The organism is Streptomyces avidinii (assembly GCF_014650695.1).
In the GTDB taxonomy this organism is placed as follows: domain Bacteria; phylum Actinomycetota; class Actinomycetes; order Streptomycetales; family Streptomycetaceae; genus Streptomyces; species Streptomyces avidinii.
In genome coordinates, this window is sequence record NZ_BMVL01000011.1 from 1 (window position 1) to 17,029 (window position 17,029).

The window sequence follows — 17,029 nt, forward strand, 5'->3', positions numbered from 1 at the left end:
ACATCCGCTGGGGCTTTCCTCCGGGCTTTCGTTCTGTTCTTGCGTTTCCGACTCTATCAGACTCTTTCGGGCCTGACCCCCAGTCAGCGGGGCTCGTCTTCGGGGCTGTTGGGCCCTTCCGACTCCTGAACTCTAGTGGATTTCCCCGTCGATTCATAATCGGCCTTCGGAAATGAATTCGGGCACGCCGAATTCGTTCCCAGTGGGAGATCGTGCTGAGTTGGGTGCCGCAACGAGGCGGCGGGATTTGTCGTCGCCGAAACCTTCCGGCTCTGGGACAACTCGAAGAACCTTACGGATCCACCGAGGTTGTGTCAACCCCGGTGGTCAGCTGGGTGACTGGAGGTCTTCCACGCGCTCCAGCAGGCGGGCGAGCATGTCGCCCAGCACCCCGCGCTCCGCTGTGGAGAGGTCCTGGAGGAGGTCCTCCTCGAAGACCGTGGCCGCGCGCATCGCGTCCAGCCACTTGCTGCGGCCCTCGTCCGTGAGCTCCACGATCACGCGGACCCGGTTGGACTCGTCCCGCTCGCGCGTGACCAGGCCCTCCGCCGTCATCCGGTCGATCCGGTGGGTCATCGCCGCCGGCGTGAGGCCGAGCTGCTTCGCCAGTTCGCTCGGGCCCATCCGGTAGGGGGCACCCGAGATGACGAGGGCCTTGAGGACCTCCCACTCCGCGTTGCTGATGCCCAGGGCCGCGGTCTGGCGGCCGTACGCGACGTTCATCCGGCGGTTCAGCCGGCTCAGCGCCGAGACGACCTTCTCGACCTGGGGGTCCAGGTCCTGGAACTCGCGCTGATAGACGGCGATCTGTTCGTCGAGGCTCGGCTCGTGGACGGGCGCAGTGCCGTCGGGGGTGTCACCCATGGGTCGAAGTATCGCACGAGCCCGTTGGCATCTAACTCCTTCGGTGTGTACTGTTAAGGCTTGAAGTTTAGCTATGAAGTCTTCAGGCTTCAGGTCTCAAAGGCAGGTGAGAAGTGACCAAGGTGATGGGCGCTGCGATGCGGCGGATCCAGGCCGGGAACGCGCTGACGGCGTTCGGCATCGGCTTCACGGTTCCGTTCCTCTACATCTATGTGGCGCAGGTGCGCGATCTGGGTTCCATGGCCGCCACGTGCGCGTTCGTGGCCTTCGCCCTGGGCGCCCTCGTGGCGCTGCCCTTCACCGGTCGGGTCATCGACCGACGTGGTCCGGTGCCCGTGGTCATCGGGGCGGCCGTCACCGCCTCGGCCGGTGCGCTCTCCCTCGGGCTCTCCACCGGCGTCGTCCCCATCCTGCTGTCCGCCCTCGCGCTCGGCGCCGGGCAGGCCGTGATGCAGCCGGCTCTGGCCACGATGATCGTGTGGTGCTCCACGCCGTCCACCCGGACCCGTGCCTTCGCGCTGCAGTTCTTCATGCAGAACCTGGGTCTGGGCATCGGCGGTCTGCTCGGTGGCCAGATCGTCGACGAGAGCCGGCCCGGCAGCTTCACCCTGCTGTTCGGCATCGAGGCCGTGATGTTCCTGGTGCTGGCGGGGGTCATCCTCAGCGTGCGGCTGCCGCACGTGCCGAGCATCAAGGACGCCGTGCCGAAGGACCCGTCGCAGGCGGGCGGCAGCGGCTGGAAGCGGCTGCTCCGGCACAAGGCCATGGTGCAGCTGTGCGTCCTGGGTTTCGTGGTGTTCTTCGCCTGCTACGGACAGTTCGAGTCGGGTCTGGCCGCCTTCGGTACCGAGGCCGCCGGGATCTCCCCCTCCACCCTCGGCTTCGCGCTCGCCGCGAACACCGGTGCGATCGTCGTCGCGCAGTTCGTCGTGCTCAAGCTGGTCGAGAAGCGCCGCCGGTCCCGGGTGATCGCGCTCGCCGGCCTGATCTGGACCGTGGCGTGGGTCATCGCCGGGTTCTCGGGGCTGGGGCACGGCAGCGCCATGATGGCCGCCGGCGCGTTCGTCACCACGTATGCGCTCTTCGGCATCGGCGAGGCCATGCTGTCGCCGACCCTGGCGCCGCTCGTCGCCGACCTGGCGCCCGAGGGCTCGGTGGGCCAGTACAACTCGGCCTTCGCGCTGGTCAAGCAGATGGCACTGGCGCTGGGACCGCTCGGGGTGCCGCTCGGTGCGGGCGTTCCGATGCTCTACATCGGGATCTTCGTGCTCGTCTCGCTCGGGATCGCGGCTCTGGCGCTGCGGCTCGGCAGGCGGCTGAGCCCGGCGCAGGACAATCCGTGGGTGGCGAGCAGGGTCGTGGCACAGGGTGGTCCGGCCGTGGCGGCCGAGAAGGCCGTCGTCCAGGACGTTGCCCAGGACGTCGTCGGGGAGCGCGTGCACGCGTAGGAACGTATGACCGTACGTATATATGTGCGAGAAGCAGGAAGGCCCCGGTCCGGGTGGATCGGGGCCTTCCTGCTGTTCGGTTACTTGTCCGGCAGGGCGAACTCGCACCAGACGGCCTTGCCGCCGCCCGGGGTGCGGCGGGAACCCCAGGAGGAGGCGATGGTGGCGATGATCGAGATGCCGCGGCCGGTCTCGTCGGCCGGTTCGGCGCGGCGGCGGCGCGGCAGGTGGTCGTCCCCGTCGGTGACCTCGATGATCAGCCGGCGGTCGGTGCGGCGCAGTCGCAGGCGCATGGGCGGGGTGCCGTGCTGGAGGGAGTTCGCGACGAGTTCGCTGGCGGCCAGGACGCCGAGGTCGCAGAGCTCGACGGGGAACCGCCAGGAGGCGAGGACTCCCTGGGCGAAGGCCCGGGCGCGCGGGGCGGCTTCGATGCCGCCGAGGAGTTCCAGGGCGGCGTTGTGGAACAGCTCGGCGTCCGATCCGGTGCGGGCGGGCTGCTGGAGGACCATCACGGCGACGTCGTCGTCGTGGTCGGCGTCCACGCCGAGCGCGCGCATCAGGCGGTCGCAGATGACGGCCGGGGTGCCCTGGGCGCCGGAGAGGGCGCGTTCCAGGGCGGCGACGCCTTCGTCGATGTCCTCGCCGCGGCGTTCGACCAGGCCGTCGGTGTAGAGGACGGCGGTGGAGCCGGGGCCGAGCGCGATGGTGCCCGAGGTGTGCAGCCAGCCGCCGGTGCCGAGCGGTGGGCCGGTGGGGTCGGCGGCTCTGCGTACGGTGCCGTCCTCGTCGCGGACCAGGATCGGGAGGTGGCCGGCCGAGGCGTACGCGAGGAGGCCTTCGTTGGGGTCGTGGACGGCGTACACGCACGTGGCGATCTGGCTGGCGTCGATCTCGGCGGCGAGGCCGTCGAGGAGCTGGAGCACCTCGTGCGGCGGCAGGTCGAGGCGGGCGTAGGCGCGGACGGCGGTGCGCAGCTGGCCCATGACGGCGGCGGCGCGCACGCCCCGGCCCATGACGTCGCCGATGACGAGGGCGGTGCGGCCGGCGCCGAGGGTGATGACGTCGTACCAGTCGCCGCCGACGGCCGCCTCGGTCCCGCCGGGCTGGTAGGTGGCGGCGACGCGCAGGTCGTCGGGCTGTTCCAGTTCCTGGGGGAGCAGGGAGCGCTGGAGGGTGACGGCGGCCTCGCGCTGGCGGCGCTCGCTGGCGCGGAGCCGCTCGACGGCTTCGGCGTGGTCGGTGACGTCGGCGAGGTGGATCAGGACGCCGGTGTGGTGGGGGTCGGGCTCGCCGTCGGTGTCGGACTCGGGGAACTCGACGGGGGTGCAGGTGACGGTGTACGAGCTGCTGCCGCCCGGTGCGGTGCGGTTCTTGGCGGTACGGGACTTGCCGCTGCGCTGGACCTGGTCGAGGAGCGGGAGGAGGCCGAGCTCGCCGAGTTCGGGGAGGGCCTCGTGGGCGGGGGCGCCGGGGGGTCGGGCTCCAAAGCCGGCGGTGTAGGCGTCGTTGACGTACGCGACGCGGTGCTCGGGGCCGTGGACGACGGCGACCAGGGCCGGGAGCCGGCCGAGGACCTCGCGTACGGAGAGCTCGTCGAGGGAGGGCACGGCGGTGAGGACGCCCGTCGTGCGGGACGGGGACGTGGCGGTACCCGTACCGGTGTCGGTGGCACTGCCGCTGCTGCTGCCGCTGCCGGTTCCGGTCCCGCAGACCGTGGGATCGGCGGGGTGGCCGTCGGCGGGCGCAGCTCGCTCGGATCCGGGGTCGGCGCGGCCGCCGCGGGCTGCCGGGACGGCGCCTTCACCCCGCTTGGCCTGGGCGGCGGCGTGTTCGGACCGGGCGGCGGCGCGGCGCTGCGTTCCGGGAAACCGGGCGCTCCAGCGCGTGAAGTTCACTGCGTTCAAGCCTCGTGGTGTCGCGAGTGGTCGCTGTGTCGCTCGTGGGCGGTCGCTGACTGGACGATGTCACTCTGTGCAGGGGTGAGCCCACCTATGGTCACACGTCCAGTGTGGCCGACCGCACTGACAACGTCAGCCCTGGCCGTTCTGCGGGGGGTTGGGGGCGGAGGGCGGGGGAGGTGGCTTGGGGCCGCCGCCTGCGGCCAGTTCGAATTCTGCCCTGGGGTGTTCGAGGGAACCCAGGGAGACGATCTCACGCTTGAAGAGACCTGAGAGGGTCCATTCGGCAAGGACGCGCATTTTGCGGTTGAAGCTGGGGATGCGGCTGAGGTGGTAGGCGCGGTGCATGAACCAGGCCGGGTAGGCCTTGAGCTTGCGGCCGTAGATGTGGGCGACGCCGCGGTGCAGGCCGAGGGAGGCGACCGAGCCCGCGTACTTGTGGGCGTACTCGGTCAGCACCTCGTCGCGCAGGGCGGCGAGGAGGTTGTCGGCGAGGACCTTGGCCTGGCGGACGGCGTGCTGGGCGTTGGGGGCGCATTCGCTGCCCTTCTCGGCCGCCGTGATGTCGGGGACGGAGGCGGCGTCTCCCGCGGCCCAGGCGTGCTCGACGCCTTCGACGGTGAGGAAGGCGGTGCAGGCCAGGCGGCCGCGTTCGTTCTTGGGGAGGTCGGAGGCGGCCAGGATGGGGTGCGGTTTGACGCCGGCGGTCCACACGACGGTGCGGGTGGGGAAGCGGGAGCCGTCGCTGAGGACGGCGACGCGGTTCTCGCATGAATCGAGCCGGGTCTCCAGGCGGACGTCGATGTTGCGGCGGCGCAGTTCGCGGACCGTGTAGACGCCCATGTCGGGGCCCACCTCGGGGAGGATCCGGTTGCTGGCCTCGACGAGGACCCACTTCATGTCCTCGGGCTTGATGTTGTGGTAGTACCGCGCTGCGTAGCGGGCCATGTCCTCCAGCTCGCCGAGGGCTTCGACGCCCGCGAAGCCGCCGCCGACGAAGACGAAGGTGAGGGCGGCGTCGCGGAGGGCGGGATCGCGGGTGGAGGAGGCGATGTCCATCTGTTCGATGACGTGGTTGCGCAGGCCGATGGCCTCTTCGACCGTTTTGAATCCGATGCCGTAGTCGGCGAGTCCCGGGACGGGGAGGGTGCGGGAGATGGAGCCCGGGGCGAGGACGAGTTCGTCGTACTCCATCTCGATGGGGCCGCCGCCCTCGTCGGCGGTGGCGAGGGTACTGACGGTCACCGTCCGTTTGGCGTGGTCGATGCGCTGGGCCTCGCCGATGACGATGCGGCACTTGCCGAGGACACGGCGCAGCGGGACCACGACGTGGCGGGGGGAGATCGCGCCCGCGGCCGCTTCGGGGAGGAAGGGCTGGTACGTCATGTAGGGCTCGGCGCTGACCACCGTGACCTCGGCTTCGCCGGCTCTCAGCTTTCGCTGGAGGCGGAGAGCCGTATACATGCCGACGTAGCCGCCGCCGACGATCAGGATGCGCGTACGGGGCGGGGTACCGGGGGCCGTGCCCCGGGAGTTAGCAGCCTTCACCATCCCATGACGCAACGTGGCCGGGAGTTTGTCCACAGGCCCGACAAATTGTGTGACCGGAGGTGGCCCTGGGGCGGGGTGGAAGGGGACCTCAAGTCATGGCGGAAGTCCGCAGGTCAGGCAGTACGGAAGGGGAGATTCCGGAGGCTTGGACCGGAAAAGTGGGGGTGAATGCTCCGATCGGGCGGTGCTCCGTCCGGGGCTGCCTCTTCTGAATTGACTCTGGCTCAACTATGTTCGTATCTCGTCGAGGAGTAGGACCGGGCCCGAGACCGTGGCCCCCTCGGCGTGAAGGCGGGGAGTGTCTCCGGGGGGAGACAAATGATTACCGGGGGATACATATGAACATTTCCGATTTCCATGGTTCTGCGACCACGCTCTCGGTCGAGAGCAACGGACGTGGCATCTCGGGCAGCACCACGCACGGCGTAGGGCGGTCCACACCGCTGCGCGTCGACGCCCAGCGCAACCTGGAGCACGTCCTGCGGGCGGCCCGCGAGGTCTTCGGCGAGCTGGGCTACGGGGCTCCGATGGAGGACGTGGCACGCCGCGCCCGCGTCGGTGTCGGCACCGTGTACCGGCGCTTCCCGAGCAAGGACGTCCTGGTGCGGCGCATAGCCGAGGAGGAGACCACCCGGCTGACCGAGCAGGCCAAGGCCGCACTGGGCCAGGAGGAGGAGCCGTGGCAGGCGCTGTCGCGCTTCCTGCGCACCTCCGTGGCCTCGGGTGCCGGGCGGCTGCTGCCGCCGCAGGTGCTGCGGGTCGGCTCGGCCGTCGAGGACGGGGCCGAGGAGGCGGAGGCCGCGCGCGTTCCGCACCAGCGGCAGGCGGCCGTGGTGGGCGGTGGCGCTCTCGACCTGCGGGTCGGCGGCACCCGCTCCGCGATGGAGGACGAGCCGTCCGACGACGCGGGTGCGGGTGCGCTGCTGGAGGTCGTGGGCCGGCTGGTGCATCGCGCGCGGGAGGCCGGTGAGCTGCGGGCCGACGTCACGGTGGCCGATGTGCTGCTGGTGATAGCGACGGCTGCGCCTGCACTGCCCGATCCGGCGCAGCAGGCGGCGGCTTCGACCCGGCTGCTCGACATCCTGCTCGAAGGGCTGCGGTCCCGGACCGCGTGACCTCGGCGGATCGGTGAGGGCCCGGTAGGGCGATTCGCCGGAATGTGCCCGGATGAGTGGATGGGGCGTCGAGGGGTTCGGCGCCCGTCCCCCGTGTGACACGCTTGACCGGTGGACCGGTGGAGTGTGTCGTGCGGGAGTCTCCGCGATGAGCGTTGACGGTCGGGAAGAGCCGCTCGGTGGCGGCGGCAGCGACGTGGAGGCAGGCAGCCTGCCCGCCCGGCAGGTGCCGGCGCAGCGCGGCCCAGGCGGGCGGCACGTACGCTCCTCGGGCTCTTCCGGACCCGGGGGCGTCGGGAGCGAGCTGCCGCCGTCCGACGGGGACTTGATCGCCCGCATGCGGGGCGGTGACGACGGTGCGTACGAGGAGCTGTTCCGTCGTCATGCCGATTCCGTACGCCGGTACGCGCGAAGCTGCTGCCGCGACGCGCACACCGCCGACGACCTGACCGCCGAGGTGTTCGCGCGGACCCTGCAGGCGGTGCGGGGCGGGGCCGGGCCGGACCAGTCCGTGCGGGCCTATCTGCTGACCACCGTGCGCAGGGTGGCCGCTGCCTGGGCGAAGACCGCCAAACGGGAGCATCTCGTCGAGGACTTCGCCGTCTTCGCCGAACAGGCCTCCACGGGGGCGGACAGCGGCGCAGGACTGTCCGGGCTGTCCGGGGACGACACGCTCGAACTGGGTGCGGACGTGCGGGCGATGCACGAGGCCGAGCAGTCGCTGGCCATGCAGGCCTTCCGCAGCCTGCCCGAGCGGTGGCAGGCCGTGCTGTGGCACACCACCGTCGAGGAGGCCTCGCCGAGTGCGATCGCACCGCTGTTCGGGCTGAGTGCCAATGCGACCGCCGTGCTGGCCAGTCGAGCCCGGGAGGGTCTCAAGCAGGCGTATCTGCAGGCCCATGTGAGTTCGGCGCTGAGTGAGGGCGGCGACTGCGCGCGATATGCGGACCGGCTGGGCGCCTATGCGCGCGGCGGACTGCGAATGCGGGCGGAGCGGGGGCTGCGCAAGCACCTGGAGGAGTGCGTGAAGTGCCGGCTGGCCGCCGGGGAGCTCAAGGATGTCAACGCGGGCATTCCGGCGCTGCTTCCGGTCGCGGTCATCGGGTGGTTCGCCGCCGGATACGCGGCCAAGGCCGCCGGAGTGCTGGCCGGTGGGGCCGTCGCCGCGGGCGGGGCCGGGGCAGCGGCGGCTGCCGCGGGCGGGTCGACTGCGGGCGCCGGAACAGCCGCGACGGCCGGGACCGCTGGTGGTGCCGGTAGTGCCGCCGGAGCGGGCGGCGCCGGTGGTGGCGCCGGAGTGGGCGGCGGGGGCGGGGGTGCCGTGGTCGCCGAGGGCCTCGGGCTGCCGGCCAAGGCCGCCATCGCCGCCGGGATCGCGGTGGCCGCGGCCGCCGGCGTGGTGTTCGCGCTGACCGGCGAGGACGCCGAGCCCCAGGCCCGGGCGAACCCCGCGCCCACGGTCGCGGCGCCCGCCGTGCCGCAGGCACCCGCCTCACCGTCGGCCGAGCCGGAGGTGGCCGCGCCGGAGGTGCCGGCCCCGCGGGGCTCCGTAGCGCCAAGGCCGAGTCCGACGCCCTCGGCTCCGGTCTCCGCCGCTCCCGCGCCCGCTCCGTCGCCCTCCCCCAGCCGGGAGAAGGCCTCTCCCACGCCGTCTCCGGACCGGCCCTCGCCGAAGCCGACGCCACCATCGCCGTCGCCGACCCCGAAGCCGCAGGGCTTCCCGCTGGCCGCTCTCGCGCACTCGGCGTACGGGGATCACAGCGGCCCGGAACTGCAGACCTGGCGCAGCAGCTGGGTGTGGCAGCGCCGGGGGCTGGAGGTGGGTGGCCGGCGGTTCGCACACGGCATCACCGTGAGCTCGCGCTCCTCGGTGGAGATCGCCCTCAACCGGCAGTGCACGAGCTTCTCGGCGCAGGCCGGGGTGGACGGCCTGTCGCTGTTCACCGACGGCGCGGTGCGGTTCTCCGTATACGCCGACGGGCAGCGGGTGTGGCACTCCGGCGAGCTCGGCCACGAGGACCCGCCGGCGGCCGTGCAGGTCTCCCTCGCCGGACGCAGGACGCTGCGGCTGGTGGTCGACAGGGCCGGGCCGGGCAGCCTGCCTACGCTGGCGAGCTGGGGCGACGCCGTCGTCAGCTGCCGCTGAACTCCGCGCTCAGCATCGCGGCCAGCGCCGCGGGGGTGAGCGCCGCGCCGGCCGCCTCCTCCCGGCGGTGACGATCGGCGCCGAGCACCGTGCGGGTCCGCTCCGGCATGCCGTCCACCGCGTCGCGCTCCGGAACCGAGCGCGGATGGCCCGCACGCCAGGCGGTGGCCGCCGCGAGGGACCGTACGGCCTCGGCCGGTCGGTCCGCGTCGGCCAGCAGCATGGCTGCCGCCTCGGCCATGCCGGCCAGGATGCGCTCGGCGCAGCGGGCGGCGACTGCGGCGGCGAGCGCGGGGCCGATCCTGGCCAGGCCGGCCGCCGGGCCCCGTTCGCGGCCGGTGAGGACGGCGTCGACGGTGTCCAGCCCGGCGGTGAGCTGTGCGGGCACGGTGATCCGTTCGGCGTCGGCGCGGGCCCGGTCGCACTCCCTGCGGGCCCCGGCGGCGTCTCCGCGCTGGAGGGCGACCAGCGCGGAGAGGAGCCCGGCGAAGGTGGCGACGTCGTACACCCCGCCGAAACGGTCGGACTCCCGGGCGGCCTCCGCCAGGAGCTGCTCGGCGTCGTCGAGGTCCCCCGCGCAGTAAGCGGTCTCGGCGATCCGGGCGATGGCGAAGGGCGCCTCCACGCTGGCGCCGACCTCGCGGGCGAGGCGCAGGCACTCCTCGTACTCGACGCGGGCGTCGGCGTACCGGCCGCGCGAAAGGGCGACCTCCCCGGCAGCGCTCGCCACCTGGGCACGGGTCCAGCGGTCGCCGACGCGGCGGGCGATCTCGTGGAGCTCGGCGAGGTCGGCATCGACGGCGGCCAGGCCGCCGGTGACGTCGATGGCGACGTGGGCGCGGAGCATGAGGACGATGCCGAGTTCCCATTCACCCGCGTGGACACGGCAGTTGGCGACGGACCGGTCGAGGTCGGCTTGGAACTCGAGGGCGGTGCCGGTGAGGAAGGACGTCGCGGGCCAGAGCATCCCGGGGAAGCGGGTGGTCTCGGGGGAGCCGTGGCGGAAGGTCTCCTTGAGGTGGGCGGCGAGGTCCCGGTACTCGGGCGTGCGGAACCTGTCCGCGGAGTTGCTCTCCGCGAGCAGGAACATGTCGAGGACCTGAAGGCGCATGCAGCGCCAGTAGGCGGGGGTGCCCTCGGCGGGGATGCCGGGGGTGAGGGCGAGGATCCGGGTGGTCCACTCGGCGCCCTCGGCGCGGTAGTTGCGCAGCCACCAGAACCAGCCCAGGGCGAAGACGAGGCGCTGGGCGGCCTCGGTGTCGGCGTCCTCGACGGCGGTGGTGTGGAGGGCGGCGCGGAGGTTGTCGAGTTCGGTCTCGACGCGCCGGATCCAGGGGAGCTGGGCGGCGGAGCGGATCAGGGGTTCGGCTTCCTCGGCGAAGGCGAGGTAGTGGGCGGCGTGGCGGCGGGCGGTGTCCCGGGCGTCGGCCGGGTGGACGGCAGCGCGCTCGGCGGCGTACTCGTGGATGGTTTCGAGCATCCGGTAGCGCATGCCGTGGTCCTCGTCGGGCTCGGCCAGGACGAGGGACTTGTCGACGAGGGAACCGAGGATGTCGGCGGCGTCGTACGGTGCCGCATCGCGCGGGTCGGCGCAGACCGCCTCGGCGGCGGCCAGGTCGCAGCCGCCGGCGAAGACGGACAGCCGGCGCAGGACGGTCCGCTCGGCCTCGTCGAGCAGGTCCCAGGACCAGTCGACGACCGCGCGCAGGGTCTGCTGGCGCGGCAGGACCGTACGGCTGCCGCTGGTCAGCAGCCGGAACCGGTCGTCCAGGCGGTCCGCGATCTGGCGCGGAGTGAGCAGCCGCAGCCGGGCGGCGGCCAGCTCGATCGCGAGCGGCAGCCCGTCGAGGCGGGCGCAGATCTCCACGACGGCGGCCGGGTCCTCGTCTGCAGGGCTGGAGCCGGGGCGAACGGCGGCGCCGCGGTTCGCGAAGAGCCGGTGGGCCGGGGCGGGCGGCAGGGGCTCGACGGGGCGGACCGTCTCGCCCGGGACGCCGAGGGGTTCGCGGCTGGTGGCCAGGATCCGCACGCCCGGGCAGTGCGTGAGGAGGCGCTCGGCGAGCTCGGCGGCGGCTCCGACGACGTGCTCGCAGTTGTCGAGCACGAGGAGCAGGCGGCGGTGGGTGCAGTGTTCGACGAGCCGGGAGGTGGGGTCGGTGGCGGCCGGGGTCGGGGTCTCGCGGGCCACGAGGGAGCTTTCGCGCAGGCCGAGGGCGCTGAGGACGGCGCCGGGCACGGCGGCGGGGTGGTCCAGGCGGGCGAGTTCGACGATCCAGACGGCTTCGGGGTGGGCTGCGGCGGCGTGCTCGGCGAGGCGGGTCTTTCCCGAACCGCCGGGGCCGGTGAGGGTGATGAGGCGCAGCCGGGACAGGTCGGCGTGGAGGGCGGCGAGTTCGGGCTCGCGGCCGACGAAGGAGGTCAGGCGGGGGCGGAGGTTCCCGCGGGGTGCCTCGGGCCGGGACTGCGGCGGCTGATCCGGCTGCCGCTGCGACGTTCCCGGCTGCGGAGCCGACTGCGGTTCCGGCTGCGGAGCCGACTGCGGTTCCGGCTGCGGAGCCGACTGCGACGGCGACGGCGACTGCGGAGCGGGCGCCTGGAGGAGTTCCGCGTGCAGGGCAGCGAGTTCGGGGCCGGGATCGGTGCCGAGGCCGTCGGCGAGGGCGCGCCGCACGGCTTCGTACGCGGCGAGGGCATCGGCCGGGCGGCCGGCGGCGCGCAGGGCCCGGAGCTGCTGCGCGCGCAGTGTTTCGTCGTACGGAGACTCCTGGACCAGGATCTCGATCTCCGGCAGGAGTGCCGCCGGGGCGGTGGCGCCGCTGCGCAGGTCCGCCTCGATGCGCTGGCGGACGGCGCCGGAGCGGCGGGCCTCGGTGACGGCCGCATGGACGGCGCGGGCGGGCTCGGGCAGGTCGGCCAGGGCGGGGCCCCGCCACAGCGCGAGGGCGGTGCCCAGGGTGCGGGCGGCGGCCGCGGGGTCAGTGGCCAGTTCCTGGCCGCCCTGGACCGCCAGCCGGTCGAACCGGTGCAGGTCGATGTCCTCGCGGGAGGCGGCCAGGAGGTAGCCGCCGGTGGGGGCGGAGCGGACGGTACCGCGACCGCCGAGGGCGCGGCGGAGCCGGGCGACGAGGGCTTGGAGGGCGGCGGGGGCGTCCTGCGGCGGGTCGTCGCCCCAGACGTCGTCGACGAGTTCGGCGACGGAGGCCGGACGGCCGGCCCGGAGGGCGAGGGCGGCGAGGAGCGCGCGCAGGCGGGCGCCGCCCACGGGAAGGGGGGCGCCCGTCTCGTCGCGCGCCTCGGTGACGCCCAGGATGAAATACCGCACCGGGCAATTCTGCCTGGCCCGTTCGGGCTGCGGGGGCGGGGTCGGAGTCGGGGCCGAGGTGGGGCTCGGCGTCGAGGTGCGGCTCAGGGTCGGGCTTAGGGTCGGGGCCGAGGTGGGGCTCGGCGTCGAGGTGCGGCTCAGGGTCGGGTTCGGACTCGGACTCGGGGTCGGGGTCGAGATCGGGCCCGGCGTCGGGCTCAGGGTCGGGCCGGCCCGGCGTCGAGGTCGGGGTCGAGGTCGGGGTCGGCGTGTGAGTCGGGGTCGGCCTCAGGTGATCGAGGTGTCCCCGTGGGTCTCCAGGAGGGTGCGCAGGGCCTGGGCGACGGTGGCGCAGGTGGCGGGATCGAGCGGGGCGAGCATCTCCGCGTAGCGGCGCAGGTGCTCGGCGATCATCGACTCGGTGAGCTCGATGCTCCGTTCGGTCAGCCGGATGCGGACCGTGCGGCGGTCCTGGCCGTCCCGCACCCGCTCGACCAGGCCCTTGGCCTCCATGCGGTCGATGCGGTTGGTGATCGCGCCGGAGGTCACCATGGCGGCCGGGATGAGGGCGCCGGCGGTGAGCGCGTACGGGGGGCCGGAGCGGCAGAGGGTGAAGAGGATGTCGAGCTCGCCCAGCTCCAGGTCGTGCTCGGCCGCGAAGGCCTTCTGGTGCTTGTCGATGATGCGGTTCATCCGCTGGATGCGGGCCATCACCTCCACGGGCCACAGGCCGGCCGCCAGGTCGGGGCGCTCCGCCGTCCACTGGCCGACGATCGCGTCCACTGCGTCGCTCATGACGTGTTCCTCCATCGCTCGCGTCCCTCGCACCCCCGCCAGATTATCTCAACGTTGAGAGACTTGACGTTGAGAGGACTGCCTGTTTTTATCTCAACGTTGAGATTCTGATCATTGAGATGAATCGGAGCGGGTGCCACCATGACCACCGACACCGACACCGACACCGCCGCGACCACGACCACGACCGCCGGCACGGCCACGACCGCCGGCACCACCACCCACCGGGCCGCCGCCGAGGGCCCGGCCCCGTCCCGTACACGGGTCGGCCCCGCCCCCGGCCCCGTCCCCGTCCTCTGGCTCGCCCTGCTGGCCACCCCCATGGCCGCCGGGGCCAACGCCCCCGTCCTGATCCTTCCGGACATGGCCCGCTCCCTCGGGGTGAGCGCCTCCACCGCCGGCTGGCTCGTCGCCGCCTACGCCTGGGCCATGGCCGTCGCCACCCCGCTGCTGGCCGGGCTGCTGCGCCGCCGGGGCCTGCGGGCGGCGCTCCGATCAGCAGGCACCCTCCTGGTCGTCGGCACCCTCCTCGTCGCCGCCTCCCCCTGGCTGCCGCTCACCCTCGCCGGGCGGGCCACCCAGGCCGCCGGCGGTGCCGGTCTGGCAGCGGTCGCGATGAGCCTGGCCGGCTCGGCCCGCCGGATGGGCGTGATCAGCGCGGGCTTCGGCATCCTCGGCGCCTGTGGTCCGCTGCTCGGCGCACAGCTCTCGCAGGCCGTCTCGTGGCGGCTCTCGCTCTCCGTCTCCGTGATCGCGATCCTGGCGGTGCCGGCGGTGAGCCGGTACGCGACGGCCCCGCCGGCCACCCCGCAGGGCCGGTTCGACGCCCGCGGCGCGGCCCTGCTGGCGGCGCTCGCCACCGGCCTGGTCCTGCTGCCCCACGCACCGGCCGCAGCCCTCGGCGTCGCGATCCTCGCCGCGATGCTGCTCACGCTCCACGTACGGCGGCGCCCCGGCGGGTTCGTCCCGGCCGCGCTGATCCGCAAGCCGCTCTTCCTCGGCTCCGCACTCCTCGCGCTCGTGCTCTCGGGCTCGTACTTCACCCTGCTGTTCTCCGTACCCCGGCTGCTCGCCGACCGGGCGGGCTGGGACGTGGCCACCGCGGGCACCGGTCAGCTGGTGGCCCTGCTCGCCGGGTCCGCGCTGTCCTGGCTGCTCGCCGCGGCCTCGGCGCGCATGAGCCGGGCCGCCGTCCGCTCGGTGCTGGTCGGGGTCGGCGCGCTGGCCGCGGCGACCGCGGTGTTCGCGAGCTCGGGCCCACTGCTTCTGGTCGCCACCCTGGGCGGAGTGTTCGCGGCGACCGGGTCCAACGCCGTGCTGTCGATGCACGCCGCGTCGAGCGCGCCGGATCCGCAGCGCCCCACGGCGATCGGCCTGTTCGCCCTCTGCTACCAGCTGGGCGGGGCCTTCGGCCCGGCGCTCGCGACCGCCCTGGTGCTCGCCGCCTGAGCCGGCGCCGCCGCAACCGCCAGGAACAGCAAGACCGTCAGGACAGCGCCGGCCGGTGCACGGGGACCCCCTCCGGCACCGCCCGGCGCCGGGCCGCGGAGGTACCCGTCCAGCACGTGCCGCGCCGGGCCAGCAGGCGGCGCAACCACAGCTCCATGGAGACGAGTTCGGCCAGCCCGTCCAACGGGACCGGACGCCCGTCCGCTGCGTCGAGCAGGGCCTGCCGCACGACCCGGGCCTCGATCAGGCCCGCGTCCGCGAGCAGCGGCGAGGCGAACAGGTCGAGCAGGTCGCCCAGGGCCGCGCGCAGCCCCAGCCGGGTCGCCGTCTCGTTCGGCGTGCGGTCCGTGACACCCCAGCCCGGCGGGAACTCGCGCACCCCCGCCGAGGACAGGACGCTGCGCAGGATCGCGGCCCGGGCCCCGGGCTGGACCCTCAGCGACTCGGGCAGGGCGCGGGCGGCCCGTACGACCTGGTTGTCCAGGAAGGGGGCGTGCAGGCGCTGGCTGCGGACCTCCACGGCCTGCTCGAAGACCCGGTGGTCGGCGGCGTGGCGGGCGAGCAGCGAACGGGCGCGGGCCTCCCCCGGTCGCAGCGACAGCGGGGGCCGGCCGGCGGCGACGGTCAGGCGGATCGATACTTCCGCCAGTGCCTCCCCGGTGAGCCAGCCCGCCGCCGGCCCCGGGCGGGACCAGGTCAGGGCGGCGAGGGAAGCGTCCACCGGACCGGTGGTGCGCTCGGGGACCCCGCCCTCGCGGAGCCGGGCCGCGGCGGCCTCCATGCCCGCGCGGTACGTCGTACGGGCAAGTCTTCGGGCCGCCGAGTACACGGTGAGCGGGACCAGCAGGGACTCCCCGGCGGCTCCCGAGGCCGAGGCCGACCGGGCCAGCGCCGCCACCGGCCGCAGCAGGTGCCGCCGCCGCCGGTCCATCAGGAGGTCGGCCATCCGCGCCGGGTGGGCGTCGAGGACCTGGCGGGCTCCGTGACCGGTGAAGTGGTCGGCCGAGCCGGCCGCCAGACGGCGGCGCTCGCGGGCGGCGAAGACCAGTGAGGGAGCGGGTTCGTCGGTGAGCGGGCCGTCGAGTTCGGCGTACGGGAGGGCCTCGTCGGCGGCGGCCACCACGACGTGGTGCAGGCGCGGGTCGGCCGCGATGGCCCTGGCCCGTTCCAGTTCGGCCTCGCGCCCCTGCGGGGTGGCCAGGTCGTTGAAAGTGACCGCCAGCAGCCGCGCCCCGGCGGGACTCAGCAGGGTGCCCGGGGCCCCCGGCAGACCGGCGGCCAGCAGCGCCAGCGTCGCGGAGGCGCTGCCGCCGGACAGGTCGGCGCCCACCCCGGGGGCCGGGGCGCCGCGCGCGGCCCGCCGGTCGGCGGGACCCATTCCGGGCACGGGGCCGGGATCGTACGGCGGAGTTGCGTCGGGGGCATGCCGCGGAGCCGTGAGCCGGGCGCGCACGGCATCCACCAACGCTTCCCGTACGCCCTCCACCGCGCGCTCGGCATCGGCCTCGGGGGCGGCCACCGCGAGCGAGGCGACCTGCTCGTAGCCGGTGATCTCGCGGGAGCCCTCGCGCAGGATGAGCGCGTGCCCGGGCGGGATGCGCCGCACCCCGGCGTACGGTGTGCCGTCGCCCAGCGCCTCCGGGCTGTCGGGGCAGGCCAGCAGGGCCGCGAGATGGCCGATGTCGAGCTGCGCCTCGATGAGGTCGGCGAGCGGAAGGGCGGCGGTGGCGTACGCCGTACCGCTCGCCCAGGGGGTGTAGAAGACGGGCCGGGCGCCCGCGAGGTCGCCGACGACGGTGATCCGGCGGCCGGCCTGGACGACGGCGGTGTAGCTGCCGGACCACTGGGTGAGGTGGCGCAGCGCGCCGCCGCGGGCGGCGTAGAGGGCGCGGCGCAGTTCGGCGTCGGTGGCGCCGCAGCAGCCGAGGACGGCGAGCCGGGTGAAGGGGTCGGCGGGGTCGGCGGTGAGGGTGCGGATCTCGTCGGGGCGCCAGTCGCCGACGGCCCAGAGGGGGTCGGGGTCGCCCCAGAGCAGCTGTGCGCCGACGGGGTGGACGGTGCGTTCCGCGTCCGCGCCCGGGTCGTCGGCGTGGGCGGCGTCCGCGATGCCGCCGTGCAGGGGCGCACCGCCGTCGCCGTATCCGCCCTGGCCGAAGCCCTGGCCGGAGCTCTGACCGAAGCCATGGCCGGGGCTCTGACCGGGGCCTTGGCCCGAGACCCTTCCGGCCGTGCCGAAGCTCGCGGCGATACTGCTCCAACCCACCAACCAGCGCACCGCCGCCTCCCCAGCCCGTGGGCACATGACCGGGGCACAGGCAGGACGGACGGCGCTGGGCGCGCGGCCGCGGGACCCCGGGTGGCTCGGGGTCCATGCTGCCACGGGACAGGCGTGCGAGAGTGGTTAAAGGGGGCGCACACGCAAAGGAACACGCCCCGGCCACGCGGTATTTGGCGTTCCGTTC

The 17,029-nt window shown here is 73.9% G+C and carries 10 protein-coding genes; 4 read left to right on the forward strand and 6 right to left on the reverse strand.

Annotated elements, in window-relative coordinates; all coding sequences use genetic code 11:
- Positions 1-327 precede the first annotated feature (327 nt).
- Positions 328-864 (reverse strand): MarR family winged helix-turn-helix transcriptional regulator, encoded by a 537-nt coding sequence (locus IE257_RS26140; protein WP_189972381.1) that lies wholly within the window; start codon positions 862-864, stop codon positions 328-330.
- A 125-nt stretch (positions 865-989) separates the two neighbouring features.
- Between IE257_RS26140 and IE257_RS26145 the strand changes: the two genes are divergently transcribed.
- Positions 990-2,312, forward strand: coding sequence for an MFS transporter (locus IE257_RS26145; RefSeq protein WP_229920684.1), 1,323 nt, complete (start codon positions 990-992; stop codon positions 2,310-2,312).
- Positions 2,313-2,392: 80 nt separating this feature from the next.
- On the opposite strand, the gene IE257_RS26150 is transcribed toward IE257_RS26145, so the two are convergent.
- Positions 2,393-4,207: an ATP-binding SpoIIE family protein phosphatase gene (locus IE257_RS26150; RefSeq protein WP_189972553.1), complete on the reverse strand. Its 1,815-nt coding sequence runs from the start codon at positions 4,205-4,207 to the stop codon at positions 2,393-2,395.
- A gap of 135 nt (positions 4,208-4,342) precedes the next feature.
- On the reverse strand, positions 4,343-5,761 hold the full coding sequence (locus IE257_RS26155; RefSeq protein WP_189972383.1) for an NAD(P)/FAD-dependent oxidoreductase: 1,419 nt from the start codon (positions 5,759-5,761) through the stop codon (positions 4,343-4,345).
- A gap of 338 nt (positions 5,762-6,099) precedes the next feature.
- On the opposite strand from IE257_RS26155, the gene IE257_RS26160 reads away from it, so the two are divergent.
- Both IE257_RS26160 and IE257_RS26165 read left to right on the forward strand, forming a co-directional pair.
- Complete coding sequence (locus IE257_RS26160) at positions 6,100-6,876, forward strand: TetR/AcrR family transcriptional regulator (protein ID WP_189972384.1); 777 nt, start codon at positions 6,100-6,102, stop codon at positions 6,874-6,876.
- Between the two features lie 148 nt (positions 6,877-7,024).
- Positions 7,025-9,022, forward strand: coding sequence for a sigma-70 family RNA polymerase sigma factor (locus IE257_RS26165; RefSeq protein WP_189972385.1), 1,998 nt, complete (start codon positions 7,025-7,027; stop codon positions 9,020-9,022).
- On the opposite strand, the gene IE257_RS26170 is transcribed toward IE257_RS26165, so the two are convergent.
- Together IE257_RS26170 and IE257_RS26175 are read right to left on the reverse strand one after the other, a co-directional pair.
- Positions 9,009-12,344, reverse strand: a complete 3,336-nt coding sequence (locus tag IE257_RS26170; protein ID WP_189972386.1) for an AfsR/SARP family transcriptional regulator — start codon at positions 12,342-12,344, stop codon at positions 9,009-9,011. The genes IE257_RS26165 and IE257_RS26170 overlap by 14 nt on opposite strands.
- A gap of 267 nt (positions 12,345-12,611) precedes the next feature.
- Positions 12,612-13,118: a MarR family winged helix-turn-helix transcriptional regulator gene (locus IE257_RS26175; RefSeq protein WP_189972387.1), complete on the reverse strand. Its 507-nt coding sequence runs from the start codon at positions 13,116-13,118 to the stop codon at positions 12,612-12,614.
- Positions 13,119-13,259: 141 nt separating this feature from the next.
- Between IE257_RS26175 and IE257_RS26180 the strand changes: the two genes are divergently transcribed.
- Positions 13,260-14,567: an MFS transporter gene (locus IE257_RS26180; RefSeq protein WP_189972388.1), complete on the forward strand. Its 1,308-nt coding sequence runs from the start codon at positions 13,260-13,262 to the stop codon at positions 14,565-14,567.
- A gap of 37 nt (positions 14,568-14,604) precedes the next feature.
- Here IE257_RS26180 and IE257_RS26185 read toward each other — a convergent pair whose 3' ends face one another.
- Positions 14,605-16,842: an asparagine synthase-related protein gene (locus IE257_RS26185; RefSeq protein WP_229920668.1), complete on the reverse strand. Its 2,238-nt coding sequence runs from the start codon at positions 16,840-16,842 to the stop codon at positions 14,605-14,607.
- Positions 16,843-17,029 lie beyond the last annotated feature (187 nt).